We start from the raw sequence: 16,738 nt of genomic DNA, 5'->3' as shown, positions 1-16,738 counted from the left end.
GCAGCCGTGCCGCCCCTGGTAGGGGCGACACGGCTGCGATGTGTCGTGCGGGAATCGGGCGTCAGCCGCCGAGGCCCGCGAACGGGTTCTGGTCGGTGATCTCGCTGTCAGCAGGGGCCGAGATCTCGACGTCCTCGCCCCACTTGGTCCACTCGTTGACCGCGGTGGTGCCCATCACCTCGGCCTCGAGACGACGCGGCAGGTTGTCCTCGCCGACGTACATGACGTACTCGAGGGTCTCCGGCAGGCCGGCCGTGGTGCTCGGGTCGGTGCCCTGAGCCTCGTACATCTTGGCAGCGTTGAGGGTCACGCGGTACTTCGTGGTGGCCACGCCGTCGATCTCGCCGCCGTCCCCCTCGTCCTCGAAGGACTCGATGGACTTGCCCATGGCCTCGATCTGCTTGGACGGGTCGGACTGCTCCATCATCTCGCCGAACTGCGAGCTCATGGGGTTGTTCGGGTCGTTGAGATCGACCTTGACGAACTTGTCGCCGGTGGCCTGGCCCATCTTGATGTACATGACCTGGTCGACCAGGCGGGTCTCCATGTCCATACCGCTCGCGCCGAGGGCCGCGCCGTCCAGGACGATCGCGACCGCGGTATCAGCGGGGTCCTCGGCGACCCGCATGTCGCCTTCCATCGAGATGTCCTGGCCGCCCATGGTCATGGTCATCACCAGGTGCGCGGTGCCCGCGTCGAGCTGCGCCTTCATGATCTCGTCCGCGAAGTTGTCCTTGGTGAGCTCCGTGCCCTTGTCCTCGCCGACGTTCTCCTGCGAGCCGGACTGGTCACCGGAGGAGTCGGAACCGCCGCACGCGGAGACGAACATCAGGGCGAGGGTCGCCATCAAGGTCAGGAGGAGCTTCTTCATGCTCTGCACAATACCCGTCCGCTTTCAACGACGAAGACCCCCACCGTGAACCGGTGGGGGTCTTCGGATGAACAACCGAGAAGCGTCAGGCGTCCTCGCCTGCGGCGAAGTTGCGCAGGTGGGTCGGATCGACCGGGATGCCGGGGCCGTTGGTCGTCGAGATCGTCACCTTCTTGAGGTAACGGCCCTTCGAGCTCGAGGGCTTGAGCCGCATGATCTCCTCGATCGCCGCGCCGTAGTTCTCGGCGAGCTGCTCGGCCGAGAAGGACGCCTTGCCGATGACGAAGTGCAGGTTGGCGTGGCGATCGACGCGGAAGTCGATCTTGCCGCCCTTGATGTCGCCGACGGCCTTGGCGACGTCGGGCGTCACCGTGCCCGTCTTGGGGTTCGGCATGAGGTTGCGGGGACCGAGGACGCGGCCGAGGCGTCCGACCTTGCCCATCATGTCCGGCGTCGCGACGACGGCGTCGAAGTCGAGCCAGCCCTCGCTGACCTTCTCGACGAGGTCGTCGGAGCCGACGAAGTCGGCACCGGCCTCACGGGCGGCGTCGGCGTTGGCGCCCGTGGCGAAGACCAGGACCCTGGCGGTCTTGCCGGTGCCGTGCGGGAGGTTGACGGTGCCGCGGACCATCTGATCGGCCTTGCGGGGATCGACGCCGAGGCGGATCGAGACGTCCACCGTGGAGTCGTAGTTCTTGCTGCCCGACTCCTTGGCGAGTTCGGCCGCCTGGAGCGGGGTGTAGAGCTTGTCGCGGTCGATCTTCTCCGCGACGGCGCGGTACGCCTTGCTGTGCTGTGGCATGACTGGTGTCTCTTTCTGACCAGGTGTGGTGCGGGTCCAGCTGACCCTTCCACAGGGACGGAGCGGTCTCGTGACGCTGCGCGTGGACAGCGACGCGAGTACCAGGGGATTACTCGGTGGTGACGCCCATGGAGCGCGCCGTGCCCTCGACGATCTTCATGGCGCCGTCGATGTCGTTGGCGTTGAGATCGGGGAGCTTGGTCTGCGCGATCTCGCGGATCTGGTCGCGCGAGATGGAGCCGACCTTGTCCTTGTGCGGGACCGACGAGCCCTTGCTCAGGCCGGCGGCCTTCTTGATGAGCTCGGCCGCGGGCGGCGTCTTGGTGATGAAGTCGAAGGTCCGATCCTCATAGATCGTGATCTCGACGGGCACGACGTTGCCGCGCATGGATTCCGTCGCGGCGTTGTACGCCTTGCAGAACTCCATGATGTTGACGCCGTGCGGGCCGAGCGCGGTGCCGACGGGCGGCGCCGGGTTGGCCTGACCGGCCTGCAGCTGCACCTTGACGACAGCTGCGACTTTCTTCTTGGGAGGCATTGATGGGTCCTTTGCGTGGTGTTGCGGTGTTGAGGGTCTCGCTACGCCGCTCGATCGCGGCGACTCAACCTATGATCGCCGGGGCGATCAAACCTTCTGGATCTGCGTGAAGCTCAGCTCGACCGGCGTCTCGCGGCCGAAGATCTCGACGAGTGCCTTGACTCGCTGAGCGTCGACGTTGATCTCGGTGATGGTCGCGTGCAGCGTCGCGAAGGGGCCGTCGACCACCATGACGGAGTCGCCGACCGCGAAGTCGCTGAATTCGACCTTCGGCGCCTTCGACTGCTGCGCGTCGGGAGTCTCGGTCGCCGACGGGGCAGCGGCCTCGGCCTCCACGGCCGGAGCGAGCATCTGCTCGACCTCGGCCAGGCTCAAGGGGACCGGCTGATGGGCGTTGCCCACGAAGCCGGTGACCGACGGGGTGTGGCGGACGACGCCCCACGACTCGTCGGTCAGGTCCATGCGAACGAGGACGTACCCGGGCAGCACCGTGCGCTTGACGAGCTTGCGCTGGCCGTTCTTGATCTCGGCGACCTCCTCGGTCGGCACGATGATCTCGTAGATGTAGTCCTCGGCGTTGAGGGACGTGATCCGGTTCTCGAGGTTCTGCTTGACCCGATTCTCCATGCCCGAGTACGTGTGGATCACGTACCAGTCACCGATCTGGTTGCGCAGACGCTCGCGGAACTCCTCCAGCGGATCGCCCGCGGGCTCCTCGGTCGCGACGTCGGCGTCCTCGACCTCCACCGCGTCGGCCGAAGCCTCGTCCGCGGTGGTGTCCGAAGCCACGTCGGTGACCTGTTCGTCGACAGACGTGTTCTCGTCGGGGTGTCCCTGAGTCACAGTGATGCAGTCCTTAACCGAAGATCCAGAACATCAGCTGGCCGAATCCGTAATCGAGCCCGGAGATGACGGCCATCATGATGAGCACGAAAGTCAGCACGACGAAGAAGTAGTTGACGACCTGCGGGCGGGTGGGCCAGACCACCTTGCGCAGTTCGGCGACGACTTGGCGGTAGAACGTGAGCGGCGACGTGCGCTTGCCGCGCGCGCCCACCAGTTCGTGACGATCGCTCACGATGCTCCTTCTCTCGTCGTGCGTTAACTCCTTGCAGGGCAGGAGGGACTTGAACCCCCAACCTTCGGTTTTGGAGACCGATGCTCTGCCAGTTGAGCTACTGCCCTCAGTCGATCCACGGTGCCGCGTCCGCCCCGAGTGCAGGCATGACGAAACCGTGAGGATCCACCGGTTTACGCCAGTGTACGGGGTCGGACCCCGCGGAGTCGAACCGGCTCGCTTTCGCCCTCAGGATGACCGGGCACAGAAGCATGGAAGGATGATGCCGATGCGTCCCCTCATCAGCACATTGCCCAAGGCGCACCTTCACCTGCACTTCACCGGTTCCATGCGCCACAGCACCCTGCTGGAGTTGGCCGAACGCGACGGCATCCGCCTGCCCGCGGCTCTGGTCGAGGAGTGGCCGCCGCAGCTCACGGCCGCGGACGAGAAGGGCTGGTTCCGCTTTCAGCGGCTTTACGACACCGCGCGGTCGGTCCTGCGCACCGAGGACGACGTCCGCCGTTTGGTCCGCGAGGCGGCCGAGGACGATGTCGCGGACGGATCGATCTGGACCGAGATCCAAGTCGACCCGTCGGGGTATGCCGCCACTTTCGGTGGTGTCACGGCGTTCACCGATCTCGTCCTCGACGCCGTCCGGGACGCGTCGCAGTCCACCGGCCTCGGGATGAGCGTCGTCATCGCGGCCAATCGCACGCGCCATCCTCTCGACGCGCGGACACTCGCGCGCCTCGCCGCCCAGTACGCGGGGCGCGGCGTGCACGGCTTCGGTCTCTCCAACGACGAGCGACGCGGCGACACCGCGAGTTTCGGTCCTGCCTTCGCCATCGCGGAACGGGCGGGCCTACACCTGGTGCCCCACGGCGGCGAACTGCGCGGGCCGGACCACGTGCGCCAGTGCCTCACCCACCTCCACCCGCACCGGCTCGGGCACGGCGTCCGGTCCGCCGAGGACCCGCGCCTGCTCGACGAACTGGCTCGGCAGGACGTGGCACTGGAGGTGTGCCCGGCGTCCAACATCGCCCTCGGGGTGTACCAGACGTTCGAGGAGGTGCCGGTACGCGAACTGATGGCGGCCGGGCTCGATGTGGCGCTCGGGGCCGACGACCCGCTGCTGTTCGGCACGCGCCTCGCCGGTCAGTACGCCCTGCTGCGCGCCGCGCAGGACTTCACCGACGCCGAGCTGGCCGACCTCGCACGCCGCTCGCTGCGAGCCGCCCACGCCCCCGACGACGTCAAGGCCGCGGGGATGCGCGACATCGATGCGTGGCTCTCATCCGCGGCGGGGCCGTCGCATGACAGGATGAAGCCATGAGCGACCAGAACCCACCGTCGCAGGATCCCTCGCAGGATCCGCAGCAGCCCGGCCAGGACCCGACCCAGGGGTCCGGGAGCTACCCGCCTCCCCCGCCGGGCAACGAGCCGCCGTACGGCCCGTACGGCGAGCAGTCGGACACGTACGGCCAGCAGCCGGGACAGGGCCAGTACGGTCCGTACGGCCAGCAGCCCGGGTACGGAGCCCCCGGACAACCCGGGTACGGCCAGCCGTACGGGCAGCCGGGCTACGGCCAGCCCTACGCACCCGGCGCCTGGCAGCCGGCACCCAAGCACCCGCAGGCGACGCTCGCGATGGTGCTGGGCATCGTCGGCCTCGTCGGGGGCTTCGTCTGTGGTCTCCCGCTGCTCGCTGCACCCTTCGCGTGGTTCATCGGCGGCAAGGCGGTCAAGGAGATCGACGCCAACCCCCAGCAGTACTCCGGTCGCTCCGAGGCGTCCACGGGCAAGATCCTCGGGATCATCGGCAGCGCGCTGCTCGCGCTCGTGATCCTCGGCATCGTGTTCATCATCGTGCTCGGCCTGTCCGGAGCGTTCGACTCGAACTACAGCAACTACGACGACATCCGTTCGGTCACCGCCGCACTCGTGCGCTGACCCTCCCCCCGCACGACCTTCTTCCATCACGCATGCCGAAAGGGCTTTGATGAGTTCGTACCCCACCGCGCCGATGGGCGGCGGCGACTGGCAGCCGCCCGCCAAGCACCCCCAGGCCACGCTGGTCCTGATCCTGGGGATCCTCGGTCTCGTGCTCTGCAGTGTCCTCGCCCCGATCGCCTGGGTCATGGGGAACCGCGCCGTCCGCGAGATCGACTCCAGCCCGCAGCCTGTGGCCGGCCGTGGCGAAGCCAACGCAGGCCGCATCATGGGCATCATCGGGACCGTGCTGCTCGCGATCGGGCTGCTGGCGTTCATCGCGCTGATCGCGTTCGGCGCACTCGGCTTGTTCGCCAGCTCCTCCAGCTACTGACCGGCTCGTCGGCGTCAGAGCTCGGCGCCGACGAGCACCGGCTCGTTGACGAGCCGCACCCCGAACCGCCGCTCGACCCCGTCACGCACCTCGCGCGCGAGTTCCAGCAGCTGCTCGGTCGTGCCGCCGCCGCGATGAGTGAGCGCGAGCGGGTGCTTCGTGGAGAGCCGCACCGGCCCGTCGCCGTAGCCTTTGCCGTAGCCCGCATGGTCGATGAGCCAGGCCGCGCTCGTCTTGACGCGTCCGTCGGGCTGGTCGAAGCGCGGTGCCTCCGGCGGGAGCCGGTCGGACTGCTCGGGCTCGAGGATCGGGTTGGTGAAGAACGACCCGGCGCTCCACGTGTCGTGGTCGTCCGGGTCGAGCACCATGCCCTTGCCGCGGCGCAGCGCCAGGACCGACTCGCGCACCTGCGCGAGCGGGACACGGTCGCCGAGCTCCACGCCCAGAGTGCGTGCGAGTTCGGCGTACGCGATCGGCGCGCTGAGCTCGCCGAGCCGGAACTGGAAGGTCACCGACAGCACGAGGTAGCGCTGGGGCTGGGCCTTGAAGGCGCTCGAGCGATAGCCGAAACCGCAGGCGTCGTGCATCACCGTGCGGATGCGCCGGTCGTAACGGTCGAACACGCGGACGGAGACGATGGTCTGCGAGACGTCCTGGCCGTAGGCACCGACGTTCTGGATGGGTGTGGCGCCCGTCGACCCGGGAATGCCGGAGAGCGCCTCGGCCCCGACCCAGCCCTCGCTGACCGTGCGAGCCACGAAGGCGTCCCAGTCCTCCCCGGCGGCGACGGTGACCATCGCGCCGCTGCAGGCGTCGGCACTCACCGAGATTCCCTGCGTGCGCACCAGGACGACAGTGCCGTCGAATCCCTCGTCGGCGACCACGAGGTTGCTGCCACCGCCGACGATGAGCACGGGGTCGCCGGCCTCATCGGCGATCCGCACCGCATCGATCAACGTCCGTTCGTCGGTCGCCTCGATCACGTTGCGCGCCGGACCCCCCAACCGCAGGGTCGTCACCTCCGCCAGCTCCACACCGCGACGCTAGCAGGCTGACGGTTTACCAGGTTCAGTGGGGAAACTGCCAGCAGAAGGGAGATCTACGGTTACCAGATGGCAGCGTTTCTCCCCACTACGCAGCGTTGGCCGCACCGATCCGGTCGTCCCGTCCAGCCGAACCGCTGCAGGAGCGCCGCGACGCGGTCGGCAGTGGCACAGGCCTCCCCGAACACGTGCTTCCAGCCCAAGCGGATCGTCGCCTGCCCGCTCACGGCCGCGTCGAGGTCGCGGGTGAGGTCGTCCGCCTTCGTCTCCCCGTGCTGCCGCCCGTCGAGTTCCACGAGGATCGGCCCGTAATCGACGTCGCGATAGCGCCGTCCGCTGCCTGTGGCCACGACCCGCTGCCGCTGAGCGGCCGGCAACCCGTGCGGGCGCTCCACACGTACGAGGTAACCGTGTTCGAGCACCGAGTGTGTGCCATTGTCGATGTCTCCGAGTACACCCAGCAACCAGGGACGATCACGAACGCGCGGCCGCCGCTCCAACTCGGTGCGCAACCGAGCCGGCGTGGTGAGTCGCGCTCCGCAGACCTTCGCCAGCACCGCCACAGCGTCGAGTGGCGCCCCCGCCAGCGCGACATCGAGCGCGGCCTCCTCGACGGCCACGCGTGGTGGGCTGAGATGGAGCCGCGCGCGGCCGATCACGTCGCGCCGACGGTGGATGACGATCCCGTCGCGCGGGGAGAGCCGGCGCTGGTGATCGACGGCGAGGTGGAGGCGCTCACCGCGCACGTCCACGCCGTCGGCTCGCAGGGCGGACGGACCGGCGAGAACGGCGGGCCATGCGGCGAGCACGGCGATCCAGGCGCGTTCGGTCCAGTCTCGTGGCCCGTTGTGTCGGATGTAGACGCCCGGCGCCGCGACGAACAACTCGCGGCGCCTCAGCAGCCGTCGGATGTCGTGATCGCGCAGACCCTGCTCTCGCAACTGCCAGCGGGCGACGACGCCGTAGGTGTCCATGCCGACAGGATGCTCTGACTCGGCGCACCCGCACTGCCGCTATCCACAGGGGAGATTCACTGCCACGGGGTGACAGCAACGCTCCCTTGAGGCGGACGATTCCCTACGTAACCTGGTAAACCAACGACCCCCGGCGAGGGCCGGGGGTCGGAGGATGAAGGGGGCGAGAAGCCGTCAGCGGGTCTCGCGGTGGTCGCGGTGCGTTCCGCAGCGCGGGCAGAACTTCTTGACCTCGAGACGATCGGGGTCGTTGCGACGGTTCTTCTTGGTGATGTAGTTGCGTTCCTTGCACTCGGTGCACGCCAGAGTGATCTTGGGACGAACGTCGGAGCTCTTGCTGGCCACGGGGTGCCTCTTCTTGTGGGATCGGGGGTGGTACCGGGTATGGAGTTCTGTGGTAGCGGGGGCGGGACTCGAACCCGCGACACCACGATTATGAGCCGTGTGCTCTAACCACCTGAGCTACCCCGCCACGGGGCGGGTTGCGTCCGCCACCGTTCGACGCGGATCACCGCGCCTCAGAGCCCCTTTACGGAATCGAACCGTAGACCTTTTCCTTACCATGGAAACGCTCTGCCGACTGAGCTAAAGGGGCAAGCCGAGGACTTACATTACAGGGTGTCCACACACGGTCACAAACCGGGGTGCCCCGAAGGCCTCCCCGCCTCCCTCAGCGGGCCGCGGCCGCAAGGCGCGACGGCCATGCCGGGCCCTCGTAGGCGAAGGCGGTGTAGGCCTGCACGAGGTCCGCGCCGGCGTCCAGCCGGGCGCGAACATCCTCGGGAGTGGTCACTCCCCCGACCGCGATGATGGCGAGCTGGTCGCCCACGCGCCCGCGCAGCCGGCGCACGATCTCGGTCGCGCGCTCGGCGAGCAGCGGCCCGGACAGGCCCCCGGCTCCCGCGGCCTCCACCTGCGGGCGGGGTGTGCGCAGCGTCTCGGGACGGGCGATGGTCGTGTTGGCGGCCGTGATGCCGTCCAGCCCGAGTTCGAGGGCGAGATCGGCGACGGCGTCGATGTCCTCGTCGGCGAGATCGGGGGCGATCTTCACCACGAGCGGGACGCGTCCGGTGGGCACGCGTTCGGCGATCCCCTGCACCGTCTCGAGGATGGGGCGCAGGGCGTCGACCGACTGCAGATCGCGCAGGCCGGGCGTGTTGGGCGACGAGACGTTGACCACCAGGTAGTCCGCGTACGGGGCCAGCAGCCGGGCACTCTCGGCGTAGTCGTCGACCGCGCGCTCGGCCGGCACCACCTTGCTCTTGCCGATGTTGACGCCGATCACGGCACGACGGCCCGCGGCAGTACGGCGGAGTCGGTGCAGCCGGGCCGCCACCTGCGCGGCGCCGTCGTTGTTGAATCCCATCCGGTTGATGATCGCCCGGTCGTCGACGAGACGCAGCAATCGCGGCCGCGGGTTGCCCGGCTGCGGACGTGCCGTGACCGTGCCGATCTCCACGTGCCCGAACCCGAGGTTGAGCAGCGGCACGACACCGCGAGCGTCCTTGTCGAACCCGGCGGCCAGCCCGAACCGGTGCGGGAACGTCACGCCCATCACGGTGACCGGTGCCGGCGGCACGCGGAAGATCAGCGGGGTGACGGGGCGCGCAAGGCGGATCGCGCGGAAGGCGCGCTCGTGCGCCACCTCCGGGTCCATCCGAGCGAACACCGTGTCGAAGAAGGCGCCGTAGACCACGGCCCCACCCTAGCGGCGTCCTCGGCGGGCCGGACACGACGACGCCGGGAGAGGCGGATGCGTGATCCGCCCTCCCGGCGTCTCCCCTCGCCGCGCCCCGGCGCGGAGTCAGGCGGCCATGTCGTCGCGAAGTCGGGCGAGAACGCGGCGCAGCCGACGGCACACCTGCATCTGGCTTGTGCCGAGGATGCGGGCGATCTGCCGTTGGCTCAGTTCGTCGACGAAGCGCAGGCGCAGTAGTTCGCGATCGTCCGGGTCGAGTTCGCTGACCAGGGGCGCGAGCGAGACGACGTTCTCCACGCGGGTGAAGTTGCCGTCCTCCTCGCCGTGGACGTCGGCCACGGTGTCGCGGCCGTTCGCGTCGGTCGACTCGATGCTGAAGCAGTGATGGACCGAGGCGGCGGCGCGCACCTCCTCGATGTCCTCGTCGAGGTGCTCGGCGATCTCCGCCAGCCCGACCTCGCCGCCGGCGTCGGCCTCCAGATCGGCCCGGGCGGCGTTGATGCGGGCCTGCAGCTCCTGCAGACGCCGCGGCGGGCGGATCGCCCACTCGGCGTCACGGAAATGATGCTTGATCTCTCCCAGGATCGTCGGAGCGGCGAATGCCGCGAACGGACCCCGGCTGGGGTCGTAGCGATGCGCCGCTCGCACCAAGCCGACGAGGGCGACCTGCTTGAGGTCCTCGTACTCGACACCGCGGCTGGTGTAGCGGTTGGCCAAGGACTTGGCCAGGGCGACGTGACGGGTCACGAGTTCATCTCGCCATGCTGCGTCTGTTGTCGGATTCGTCATCGTGGCAGCGCTCATCAGACATCCCCCCTTGGATGAAGTAAGGCCGCGCTCTGACCTGATCCCAGCGTGTGCCCGCGTCGACACCACCGCAACCGGAGCGACGGCTACCGGAACCGCCGGGCCTCGTGTCAGCACCGCTGTGAGCGGGCACACCTGCCTCGACCACCGAAAGGAGATGAGTACGTATGGCAACAGGAGAGACCGGATTCGACGATGTGACGTTCGACCTGATCTCGGTGCAGTACCACGCGCTCAAGGCGGGGCATGACTACGGCCAGTACGTCCGCGACGCACGCAACGCCGGCCGTGACGACATCGCGGAGTTCTTCGAGGACGTGATGAAGACCGATTCCGAGCGCGCCCACCGGTGCCACCAGTTCCTCGCGGAACTCGGCGGGACCGACAACACGTCGCCTCAGGGCGGCTGAGCACGAACGACAGCGCCGCCGACGATCGCTTGATCGTCGGCGGCGCTGTCGCGCGATGTTCAGATGTGCTCTTCGCGTTCCGGTCCGCCCGGATTGCCCAGCGGATCCGGCTGGTACGGGTTCCCCTCGTCGGAGGTCGGCAGATCCTGCGTGTCCTTCTCGCCCCCTGCTCCGCCGCTGCCCTGATCGTGGCCCTGCTGCTCCTTGTTGGCCTTCTCGGGGTCCTGAGCCGCCGGGTCCAGGGCGTCGTCGTGGTTCTGCTCCGTCATCGTGTCCTCCCACGGGTGAGTCACGCGCCGGACGAGCTCTTCGCCCGGCCTTCGTGCTGTCGGTCTGCCCGGCCGAGGCGGCTGCGAATCACCGGCGGTTCGTTTCCGGTTCCGCGGGGCACCTGCCAGGAAACGGAAGGAGCTTCACATGAACGCCACCACACCTCCTCGATCCTTAGCCAGTACCCTGGCGGTGGCCTCCGGCGCCGTCTTCCTCCTCGTCGGCATCCTCGGGTTCGTCCCTGGCGTGACCCAGGAGTTCGACGCCCTGGGTGGTGCGGGTCACCACAGCGAAGCGATGTTGCTGGGCATCTTCCAGGTCTCGGTGCTGCACAACATCGTCCACCTGGCCTTCGGCGTCATCGGGCTCGCGGTCGCGACTCGCACGGACTGGTCGATCACGTACCTGATCGCCTCCGGCGTCATCTACGGCGTCCTGTCCATCTACGGGTTCGTGATCGACATGCAGTCCGAGGCGAACTTCGTGCCGGTGAACATGGCCGACAACTGGCTGCACGTGATCCTCACCATCGCCCTGCTCGGCGGCGGCCTCGTCGCCTCCCGCCAGCGCCGCGATCGGGACCGCACCGTCCGTCCGTGACCCGCGGCGCGGCGCACACGGACGCGAGAGGTCGGCTCGCCGTCGGGCGGCGAGCCGGCTTCGTCGTGCACTCGTCCGACGCCGCCGGGCATGTGCAGGCCACCGGGTGACGCCCGTGGACGGTGCCGCGTCGGCTCGAGAACTCGTCGTCGTGACCGATCTCGACGGCACGCTCGTGGAGGGTGACGGGTTCGACTTGTCGGTTCAGGCCCTAGCCCGCCGTTCCCCGGCGCGGCGTCTAGCGCTGGCGCTCGTCACCCCGGTCGCCTGGGCGCTGATGGCCGTTCGGCTCGGGCGCGCTACCGCCGCGTCGCTGCGGCTGTGGGTCGTGACGGTGGGCGTCTCCCCCACGGTGCTCGACGCGGCGGTGAATGACATCGTGCGGCGCACGGTGCCCGTGAGCGCGGCCCGACCCGGCAGCGCGCTCGCCGAGATCCGCGGCCACCTCGCCGACGGTGCGCGGCTGGTCGTGGTACGGCGGGGACGCGGCCCCTCGCCGAGGCGACGTGCCGTGTTCTCGGTGTGGAGGCGGAGGTCATCGCAGCTTCCTGGCGACCGTGGTGGGGCGGCGTCGGCATCGACGCGTGGGTGAGCGGGCGCCGCAAGGCCGAGGCCACGGCGGACCTCGGCGATATCGCGATCGCCTACGGCGACAGCATCACGGATCTGCCGATGCTCCGATGCGCGGAAGCACCCTGTCTCGTGGCGCCCGGGCGCTTGACGCGCCTGCTCGGGACCCTCGTCGTGCCCGGCGTGCGCGTCGTCGCCGACGTGGCCTGACTCAGACCGGCTGGTCGGGCTCACCGTGCACGTCGCGGCCCCCGGTGGGATCGTCGGCGTCCTGACTCGTCTCGCTCGGATCCGGGGCGTGGTGCGGGTCCGGGCTCTCGGGCGTGTCGGGTCCTTCGGCGGGCTGTTCGGGATGCGGTGTGGTCATGACCGTCATGTGCCCGCTCGGCCTGCGGTGAATCGCCGCTCGAAGTTCAGCTCGCGATGGCGGCGGCCAAGCGATCTCGCGAACCGCTCCACTGCCGCAGGGCGTCGAGCAGGAGACCCTGATCGCTCGCCACGTTGTGGACGACGATGAGATCGGGACGGCACGCGTCGGTGAGCGCACCGACCCACTCCATGAGCGCCTCGGGCGAGTCGAGGCAGCGAATCCGCTCCTCCACCCGACTCACCGGGACCTTCGCGGCGGCCTCATCGAACTCCTCAGGGGTGCGCAGCTCGCTCAGCAGCTCGGGGCTGAGCAGCGGGTTGCGCCACTGCTCAGCGGCTTCGGCGACCGCCTCGTCGTGCGTCCGCCCGTAGGAGATCTGCGCCTTCAGCGCGACCGGCCGGTCCGGACCGGCACCCTCGCGGTACGCCTCCACCCGCTCACGCGTCTCGTCGAGGACGTCGGCGACCGTGACGAAGCCCGGCGCCCACGTACCCAGCCAGCGAGCCGTCGCCGTCGTCAGGGCGCATCCGCCGATCGTCGGCGGCTCGTCCGGCGTCTCGTAGATGCGCGCGAGACCGCCGGCGCGAGCGACTCCCTCGCCACGCAGCAGCATCGCGATCGACTCCAGGTCTCGCTGCAGAGCCCGTCGCCGGTCCGACTTCGAAGGCCAGCTGCCGTTCACGGCCGCCTCGTTGAGGGCCTCGCCCGTACCGAACCCCACGCTCAGACGCCCCGGGTACATCGTGGTGAGCGTGCCGATGGCCTGCGCCAGCACCGACGGCGGGTAGCGGTATCCGGGCGTCGTGACCACGCCATAGCTCACCGAGGTCGTCGCGAGCGCGGCCCCGAGCCAGGACCACACGAATCCGCTGTGGCCCTGCCGCGCCGACCAGGGCGCGAGGTGGTCCGACGCCCACACCTCATCGAAGCCAGCACGTTCGGCGTCGGCCGCCCAGCCGAGGAGTTCGGCGGGTCCGAACTGCTCATGCGAGGCGTGCCATCCGAGCCTGACGGGTCGAGCGCTGTGGTCCATCGGTCTCCTTCGACTGCGAGGTCGGGACGCCAAGGGTATGCCCTTCCCGGAGCCTCCTGACGCGATTCGCTGCTCCCTGTTGGGGAACACCGGTTCCATGAGCGATCGACCGAGCTGGTGGGGTTCGCCCGCCCCCGCGACGAGTTCCGACGCCTGGACGGAGGACGCCGAGTTCGACGACATCGTCATCGGCGCGGGCCTCACCGGCACCGTGACCGGCCTTCGGCTGGCGCAGGCCGGGCGACGCGTCGCGATCGTCGAGGCGCGGTCCGTCGGCGCCGGAACGACGGGTCGCTCGACCGCCAAAGTGACCGCGCTCCAAGGCGTTCGGGCCTCGAAGATCGAACGCCAGCACGGTCGGCAGGTGGCCCGGGCTTACGCGACCGCTCAGCTCGCCGGACTCGACTGGCTCGTGCGCTTCGCCGACGACAACCCCGGCTGGCTCGAGCGGCAGGACGCGTACACCGTCGCGCAGTCGCCTCCGCAACGCTCCACGGTGATCCGCGAGCTTCAGGCCGCCCGACGCGCAGGTCTCGCGGTGGAGTGGGCCGACGACACCGAGCTGCCCTTCCGGACGCACGGCGCCGTCCTCCTTCGCGATCAGGCCCAGGTCGATCCGATGGCGTTCGTGACCGACGTGGTCGCACGATTCCGTGCGGCGGGAGGCCTGCTCGTCGAAGGCGTGCGGGTGACCGAGGTGCTGCCCGACGGCGAGGGGTATCGCGTCCAGACCGACCACGGCGAGGTGCGCGCCCGCACCGTGACCGTGGCGACCGGCACGCCGATCCTCGATCGCGGCGGCCATTTCGCCCGGCTCCACCCGGAGCGTTCGTACGCGCTCGTCACTCGGATGGACGCTGACCCGCCTCGCGGGATGTACCTCACGGCCGGCTCGTCCCCCTGGTCGGTGCGCTCGTCCGAGCGGGACGGTCAGCGAGTCCTGCTCACCGGCGGAGCGGGGCATGTCACGGGCCGCGGCCCGACCGAGAGTTCCTGCCTGCGTGAGCTCAAGGCGTGGACGCGCATCCACTTCGACGCGACCGAGGAGCTCGCCTCCTGGTCCGCCCAGGACTACGCGACGCCGGACGGGCTGCCGATCGTCGGGCAGATCGCCGGCGAGGACGGGCTCTACACGGCGACCGGATACGCCAAGTGGGGCTTCACGAACGGGGTGGCAGCGGCGCTCGATATCAGTGGGCGGATCCTGGGTGACCGTCCTGACTGGGCCTCGACGCTCTATCGGAACCGGCCGACGTTGCGCAAGACCATCGGCCTGGTGAACTACAACCTCGGCGTCGCGGCACACGGTGCCCTGCGGTGGACGAAGGGGCTCGTTCAGACGACTCCGGGCGCGGACGAGCCCGCGGTCGTGCGGCAGGGCGTGTCACCGACGACGTCCGGGCCGCAGGAGCTGTCCGCCGTCTGCACGCATCTGCAGGGAGTCGTCCGGTGGAACTCGTTCGAGGAGTCGTGGGACTGCCCCCTCCATGGCTCGCGCTTCGACGAGGACGGCAGCGTCATCGAGGGTCCCGCCGTGTGCCCGCTGCGCGCGAAGCAGGAGCACTACGACGGGTCGCGGTCGTAGACCAGGCCGTCGGGGGTGACGCGAGCGCCCGCGGACGGGATGTGCTCGGTGAGCCGACCGTCATGGCCCAGATGCCGGACGGGCACGTCGCGCAAGAGGACGGCGGCATCGCTGATGAGCCGTCGATGGCAGCGCCACCACACGCTCTCGCTGCACATCACCAGTACCGGGCGCTCGGACGTGAGTTGCGCGAGGACCTGGTCGAGGCCCTCGCTGAACTCCTTGGTGCGCATGTGTGCCGCGTACGCCCGGAACTGCTCCACCCGCCACCATCGGTCGGTGGCCGGGTCGACGTCGGGATCGATGCGGCGGCGACCGCCGAGTCGGGCGTCCCAGCGATAGTCGATGCCGGCCTCGGGAAGCCAGCTCGCCAGGGCGTCGGAGCTGACGTCCGGGTTGCGCCGGCTGCCCGGATAGCGGCGCACGTCCACGACGCCGGTGGCCTCGATACCGGTCAGCAGCGCGGTGATCTCAGCGCGGCCCGCGGTGCCGTGCCCGAACGTCAGGAGCGGCATCGGTCCGCGTCAGGCCGGCTTCGTCCGGCGCAGCAGCTTGTGCGACCCGTCGCACCACGGCCGGGTGGCGGACTTGCCGCACCGGCACACGGCACTGAACGGCCGCTCGGTCTCGAAGACGTCGCCGGACTCGTCCGCGACGCGGTGATGGCCGCGCAGGAGCATGGGCCCGTCCGGGCACATGATGACGTCAGGCTCGTCCGCACTCATGCGGCATCCCACTCCCCGAGGACCGTGCGGGCATAGCGCGCTTCGAGTTCGAGGCAGGTGGCCGCTCCGAACAGCACGCAGTCACGCTGATCGGGTTCCTCCTCGACGAGGACGTCGCAGATCAGCCGCAGCGCCAGCTGTTCGTGCACCGCGTCGGCCTCGACGTGCTCGTCGTAGTAGTGGGCGACGGCCTCGGGGAAGCCGAGTCGCCGCAGGCCCTGGGCCATCTGGCGCGACGGGATCGAGCTGGTGGCCTCGAACACGGCGAGGTGGCCCAACCCCGCGCCGCGCCAACGGCGGTGGAGACCGAACAGCGACATCGCATTGTTGAGTTCGAGGATCTCCACCGGCGCGTCGTCGATGTAACGCCCGTAGGTGTCGTCGAGCTCTGCCGCGCGCATCCCCTCGGCGAAGAGCCGGTGATGCAGGCGCGAGGGCTGACCGGAGCCGTACTCGTCGAACTGAAGCCCGGCGAGCGCCGCCTTCGGTCCCGCATCGAGCCGCGGGACGATCCACGACACCGGATCGGACTCCTTGAGGTGGTAGATCGAGCGGTGCCTCAGCACGGTGCGGACCTGATCACCGGTGGCGCGGCGTTGGACGAAACGCGCGATCGACGGCGCGTCGTCGACGGCGATGAGCTTCTCGATGACCTCCGAGACCGGCCCTGCCGCATCGGGGATGCTCACCCACGAGCGCAGACGGTCCTCGAACGACCTCTCCAGGTCGCGGCGCACCCGCAGCAGGTCGGGATCCCACTCGAGGTCAGCGTCGAGCTCGTCGAAGCCGCGGTAGTGCAACTCGTACAACGCCCACAGGGCGATCTGTTCGTCATCGCGGGACTCGGCCTGCGGGAACGACCGTCCGGCCAGGGGTTCGTTGGCGACGAGCGCAGAGAAGAGCTCCTCGCTCAAGCGGCCTCGCGCAGCCGGTAGCACCACATTCGCTCCTCGAGGTAGGGACAGAACCTGGTCCTCATACCAGCACCTCCGTGGCAGGTCCGCCACTCGACGAAACCGTCCACTGCCTGAGAGACCGCGTTCCGGCTGGGCACACCG

The 16,738-nt window shown here is 69.3% G+C and carries 22 protein-coding genes, 3 tRNA genes and 1 pseudogene; 7 read left to right on the top strand and 19 right to left on the bottom strand.

Features of this window, described 5'->3' with window-relative positions; genetic code table 11:
* Nucleotides 1–61: 61 nt before the first annotated feature.
* The 6 genes from EHW97_RS00325 to EHW97_RS00300 all read right to left on the bottom strand — a co-directional run bounded on the left by EHW97_RS00325 (nucleotide 62) and on the right by EHW97_RS00300 (nucleotide 3,396).
* On the bottom strand, nucleotides 62–871 hold the full coding sequence (locus EHW97_RS00325) for an SCO4651 family lipoprotein (protein WP_124235188.1): 810 nt from the start codon (nucleotides 869–871) through the stop codon (nucleotides 62–64).
* An 85-nt stretch (nucleotides 872–956) separates the two neighbouring features.
* The gene (gene rplA, locus EHW97_RS00320; RefSeq protein WP_124235187.1) at nucleotides 957–1,673 is read right to left on the bottom strand and encodes a 50S ribosomal protein L1; all 717 of its coding nucleotides are present in this window, start codon (nucleotides 1,671–1,673) and stop codon (nucleotides 957–959) included.
* Nucleotides 1,674–1,782: 109 nt separating this feature from the next.
* A complete protein-coding gene (rplK, locus tag EHW97_RS00315; RefSeq protein ID WP_124235186.1) occupies nucleotides 1,783–2,211 on the bottom strand; it encodes a 50S ribosomal protein L11 in 429 nt (142 codons plus the stop codon).
* An 87-nt stretch (nucleotides 2,212–2,298) separates the two neighbouring features.
* The gene (nusG, locus tag EHW97_RS00310) at nucleotides 2,299–3,054 is read right to left on the bottom strand and encodes a transcription termination/antitermination protein NusG (RefSeq protein ID WP_124235185.1); all 756 of its coding nucleotides are present in this window, start codon (nucleotides 3,052–3,054) and stop codon (nucleotides 2,299–2,301) included.
* A 13-nt stretch (nucleotides 3,055–3,067) separates the two neighbouring features.
* A complete protein-coding gene (secE, locus tag EHW97_RS00305) occupies nucleotides 3,068–3,289 on the bottom strand; it encodes a preprotein translocase subunit SecE (RefSeq protein WP_243696242.1) in 222 nt (73 codons plus the stop codon).
* 34 nt (nucleotides 3,290–3,323) lie between these two features.
* Nucleotides 3,324–3,396: transfer RNA gene (locus tag EHW97_RS00300), tRNA-Trp, on the bottom strand.
* A 161-nt stretch (nucleotides 3,397–3,557) separates the two neighbouring features.
* Here EHW97_RS00300 and EHW97_RS00295 point away from each other — a divergent pair.
* The 3 genes from EHW97_RS00295 to EHW97_RS00285 are packed head-to-tail and all read left to right on the top strand — an operon-like array spanning nucleotide 3,558 to nucleotide 5,594.
* The gene (locus EHW97_RS00295) at nucleotides 3,558–4,604 is read left to right on the top strand and encodes an adenosine deaminase (RefSeq protein WP_166367332.1); all 1,047 of its coding nucleotides are present in this window, start codon (nucleotides 3,558–3,560) and stop codon (nucleotides 4,602–4,604) included.
* Nucleotides 4,601–5,221 carry a DUF4190 domain-containing protein gene (locus EHW97_RS00290; RefSeq protein WP_124235182.1) on the top strand — a complete coding sequence of 207 codons (621 nt, stop codon included), beginning with the start codon at nucleotides 4,601–4,603 and terminating at the stop codon, nucleotides 5,219–5,221. The genes EHW97_RS00295 and EHW97_RS00290 overlap by 4 nt, the downstream gene beginning before the upstream one ends.
* Before the next feature lie 49 nt (nucleotides 5,222–5,270).
* Nucleotides 5,271–5,594 (top strand): DUF4190 domain-containing protein, encoded by a 324-nt coding sequence (locus tag EHW97_RS00285; RefSeq protein WP_208001805.1) that lies wholly within the window; start codon nucleotides 5,271–5,273, stop codon nucleotides 5,592–5,594.
* 14 nt (nucleotides 5,595–5,608) lie between these two features.
* Here the strand turns inward: EHW97_RS00285 and EHW97_RS00280 are convergent, their stop codons facing one another.
* From EHW97_RS00280 to EHW97_RS00250, 7 genes are all read right to left on the bottom strand, one after another.
* Nucleotides 5,609–6,628 (bottom strand): UDP-N-acetylmuramate dehydrogenase, encoded by a 1,020-nt coding sequence (locus EHW97_RS00280; RefSeq protein ID WP_124235181.1) that lies wholly within the window; start codon nucleotides 6,626–6,628, stop codon nucleotides 5,609–5,611.
* 71 nt (nucleotides 6,629–6,699) lie between these two features.
* Complete coding sequence (locus EHW97_RS00275) at nucleotides 6,700–7,611, bottom strand: hypothetical protein (protein WP_124235180.1); 912 nt, start codon at nucleotides 7,609–7,611, stop codon at nucleotides 6,700–6,702.
* Between the two features lie 174 nt (nucleotides 7,612–7,785).
* On the bottom strand, nucleotides 7,786–7,956 hold the full coding sequence (gene rpmG / locus EHW97_RS00270; RefSeq protein ID WP_124235179.1) for a 50S ribosomal protein L33: 171 nt from the start codon (nucleotides 7,954–7,956) through the stop codon (nucleotides 7,786–7,788).
* A gap of 50 nt (nucleotides 7,957–8,006) precedes the next feature.
* Nucleotides 8,007–8,083 (bottom strand) — tRNA-Met (locus EHW97_RS00265).
* Between the two features lie 50 nt (nucleotides 8,084–8,133).
* A tRNA-Thr gene (locus EHW97_RS00260) sits at nucleotides 8,134–8,206 on the bottom strand.
* A 75-nt stretch (nucleotides 8,207–8,281) separates the two neighbouring features.
* Nucleotides 8,282–9,307 (bottom strand): quinone-dependent dihydroorotate dehydrogenase, encoded by a 1,026-nt coding sequence (locus EHW97_RS00255; protein WP_124235178.1) that lies wholly within the window; start codon nucleotides 9,305–9,307, stop codon nucleotides 8,282–8,284.
* Between the two features lie 108 nt (nucleotides 9,308–9,415).
* Entirely contained in the window at nucleotides 9,416–10,057 is a 642-nt protein-coding gene (locus tag EHW97_RS00250; protein ID WP_166367331.1) for a sigma-70 family RNA polymerase sigma factor, read from the bottom strand.
* Nucleotides 10,058–10,284: 227 nt separating this feature from the next.
* Between EHW97_RS00250 and EHW97_RS00245 the strand changes: the two genes are divergently transcribed.
* Nucleotides 10,285–10,527, top strand: a complete 243-nt coding sequence (locus EHW97_RS00245; RefSeq protein ID WP_124235176.1) for an acyl carrier protein — start codon at nucleotides 10,285–10,287, stop codon at nucleotides 10,525–10,527.
* Between the two features lie 59 nt (nucleotides 10,528–10,586).
* On the opposite strand, the gene EHW97_RS00240 is transcribed toward EHW97_RS00245, so the two are convergent.
* Nucleotides 10,587–10,796, bottom strand: a complete 210-nt coding sequence (locus tag EHW97_RS00240) for a hypothetical protein (protein ID WP_124235175.1) — start codon at nucleotides 10,794–10,796, stop codon at nucleotides 10,587–10,589.
* A gap of 193 nt (nucleotides 10,797–10,989) precedes the next feature.
* On the opposite strand from EHW97_RS00240, the gene EHW97_RS00235 reads away from it, so the two are divergent.
* Both EHW97_RS00235 and EHW97_RS00230 read left to right on the top strand, forming a co-directional pair.
* Nucleotides 10,990–11,397, top strand: a complete 408-nt coding sequence (locus EHW97_RS00235) for a DUF4383 domain-containing protein (RefSeq protein ID WP_243696241.1) — start codon at nucleotides 10,990–10,992, stop codon at nucleotides 11,395–11,397.
* Nucleotides 11,398–11,503: 106 nt separating this feature from the next.
* A pseudogene (locus EHW97_RS00230) lies at nucleotides 11,504–12,177 on the top strand (HAD family hydrolase).
* Nucleotide 12,178: 1 nt separating this feature from the next.
* Here the strand turns inward: EHW97_RS00230 and EHW97_RS15200 are convergent.
* Nucleotides 12,179–12,334, bottom strand: a complete 156-nt coding sequence (locus EHW97_RS15200) for a hypothetical protein (protein ID WP_166367329.1) — start codon at nucleotides 12,332–12,334, stop codon at nucleotides 12,179–12,181.
* 46 nt (nucleotides 12,335–12,380) lie between these two features.
* The gene (locus tag EHW97_RS00220) at nucleotides 12,381–13,370 is read right to left on the bottom strand and encodes an LLM class flavin-dependent oxidoreductase (protein ID WP_166367328.1); all 990 of its coding nucleotides are present in this window, start codon (nucleotides 13,368–13,370) and stop codon (nucleotides 12,381–12,383) included.
* A 97-nt stretch (nucleotides 13,371–13,467) separates the two neighbouring features.
* On the opposite strand from EHW97_RS00220, the gene EHW97_RS00215 reads away from it, so the two are divergent.
* The gene (locus tag EHW97_RS00215) at nucleotides 13,468–14,955 is read left to right on the top strand and encodes an FAD-dependent oxidoreductase (RefSeq protein WP_166367327.1); all 1,488 of its coding nucleotides are present in this window, start codon (nucleotides 13,468–13,470) and stop codon (nucleotides 14,953–14,955) included.
* Here the strand turns inward: EHW97_RS00215 and EHW97_RS00210 are convergent.
* The 3 genes from EHW97_RS00210 to EHW97_RS00200 are packed head-to-tail and all read right to left on the bottom strand — an operon-like array spanning nucleotide 14,934 to nucleotide 16,594.
* A complete protein-coding gene (locus EHW97_RS00210) occupies nucleotides 14,934–15,470 on the bottom strand; it encodes a DUF488 domain-containing protein (protein WP_124235169.1) in 537 nt (178 codons plus the stop codon). The genes EHW97_RS00215 and EHW97_RS00210 overlap by 22 nt on opposite strands.
* A gap of 9 nt (nucleotides 15,471–15,479) precedes the next feature.
* Entirely contained in the window at nucleotides 15,480–15,680 is a 201-nt protein-coding gene (locus EHW97_RS00205; protein WP_124235168.1) for a CDGSH iron-sulfur domain-containing protein, read from the bottom strand.
* A complete protein-coding gene (locus tag EHW97_RS00200) occupies nucleotides 15,677–16,594 on the bottom strand; it encodes an iron-containing redox enzyme family protein (RefSeq protein ID WP_243696239.1) in 918 nt (305 codons plus the stop codon). The genes EHW97_RS00205 and EHW97_RS00200 overlap by 4 nt, the downstream gene beginning before the upstream one ends.
* Between the last annotated feature and the right edge of the window lie 144 nt (nucleotides 16,595–16,738).

The sequence above is a fragment of the Aeromicrobium camelliae genome (assembly GCF_003850045.1).
Taxonomy (GTDB): domain Bacteria; phylum Actinomycetota; class Actinomycetes; order Propionibacteriales; family Nocardioidaceae; genus Aeromicrobium; species Aeromicrobium camelliae.
This window is presented reverse-complemented; position numbering and strand designations above follow the sequence as displayed.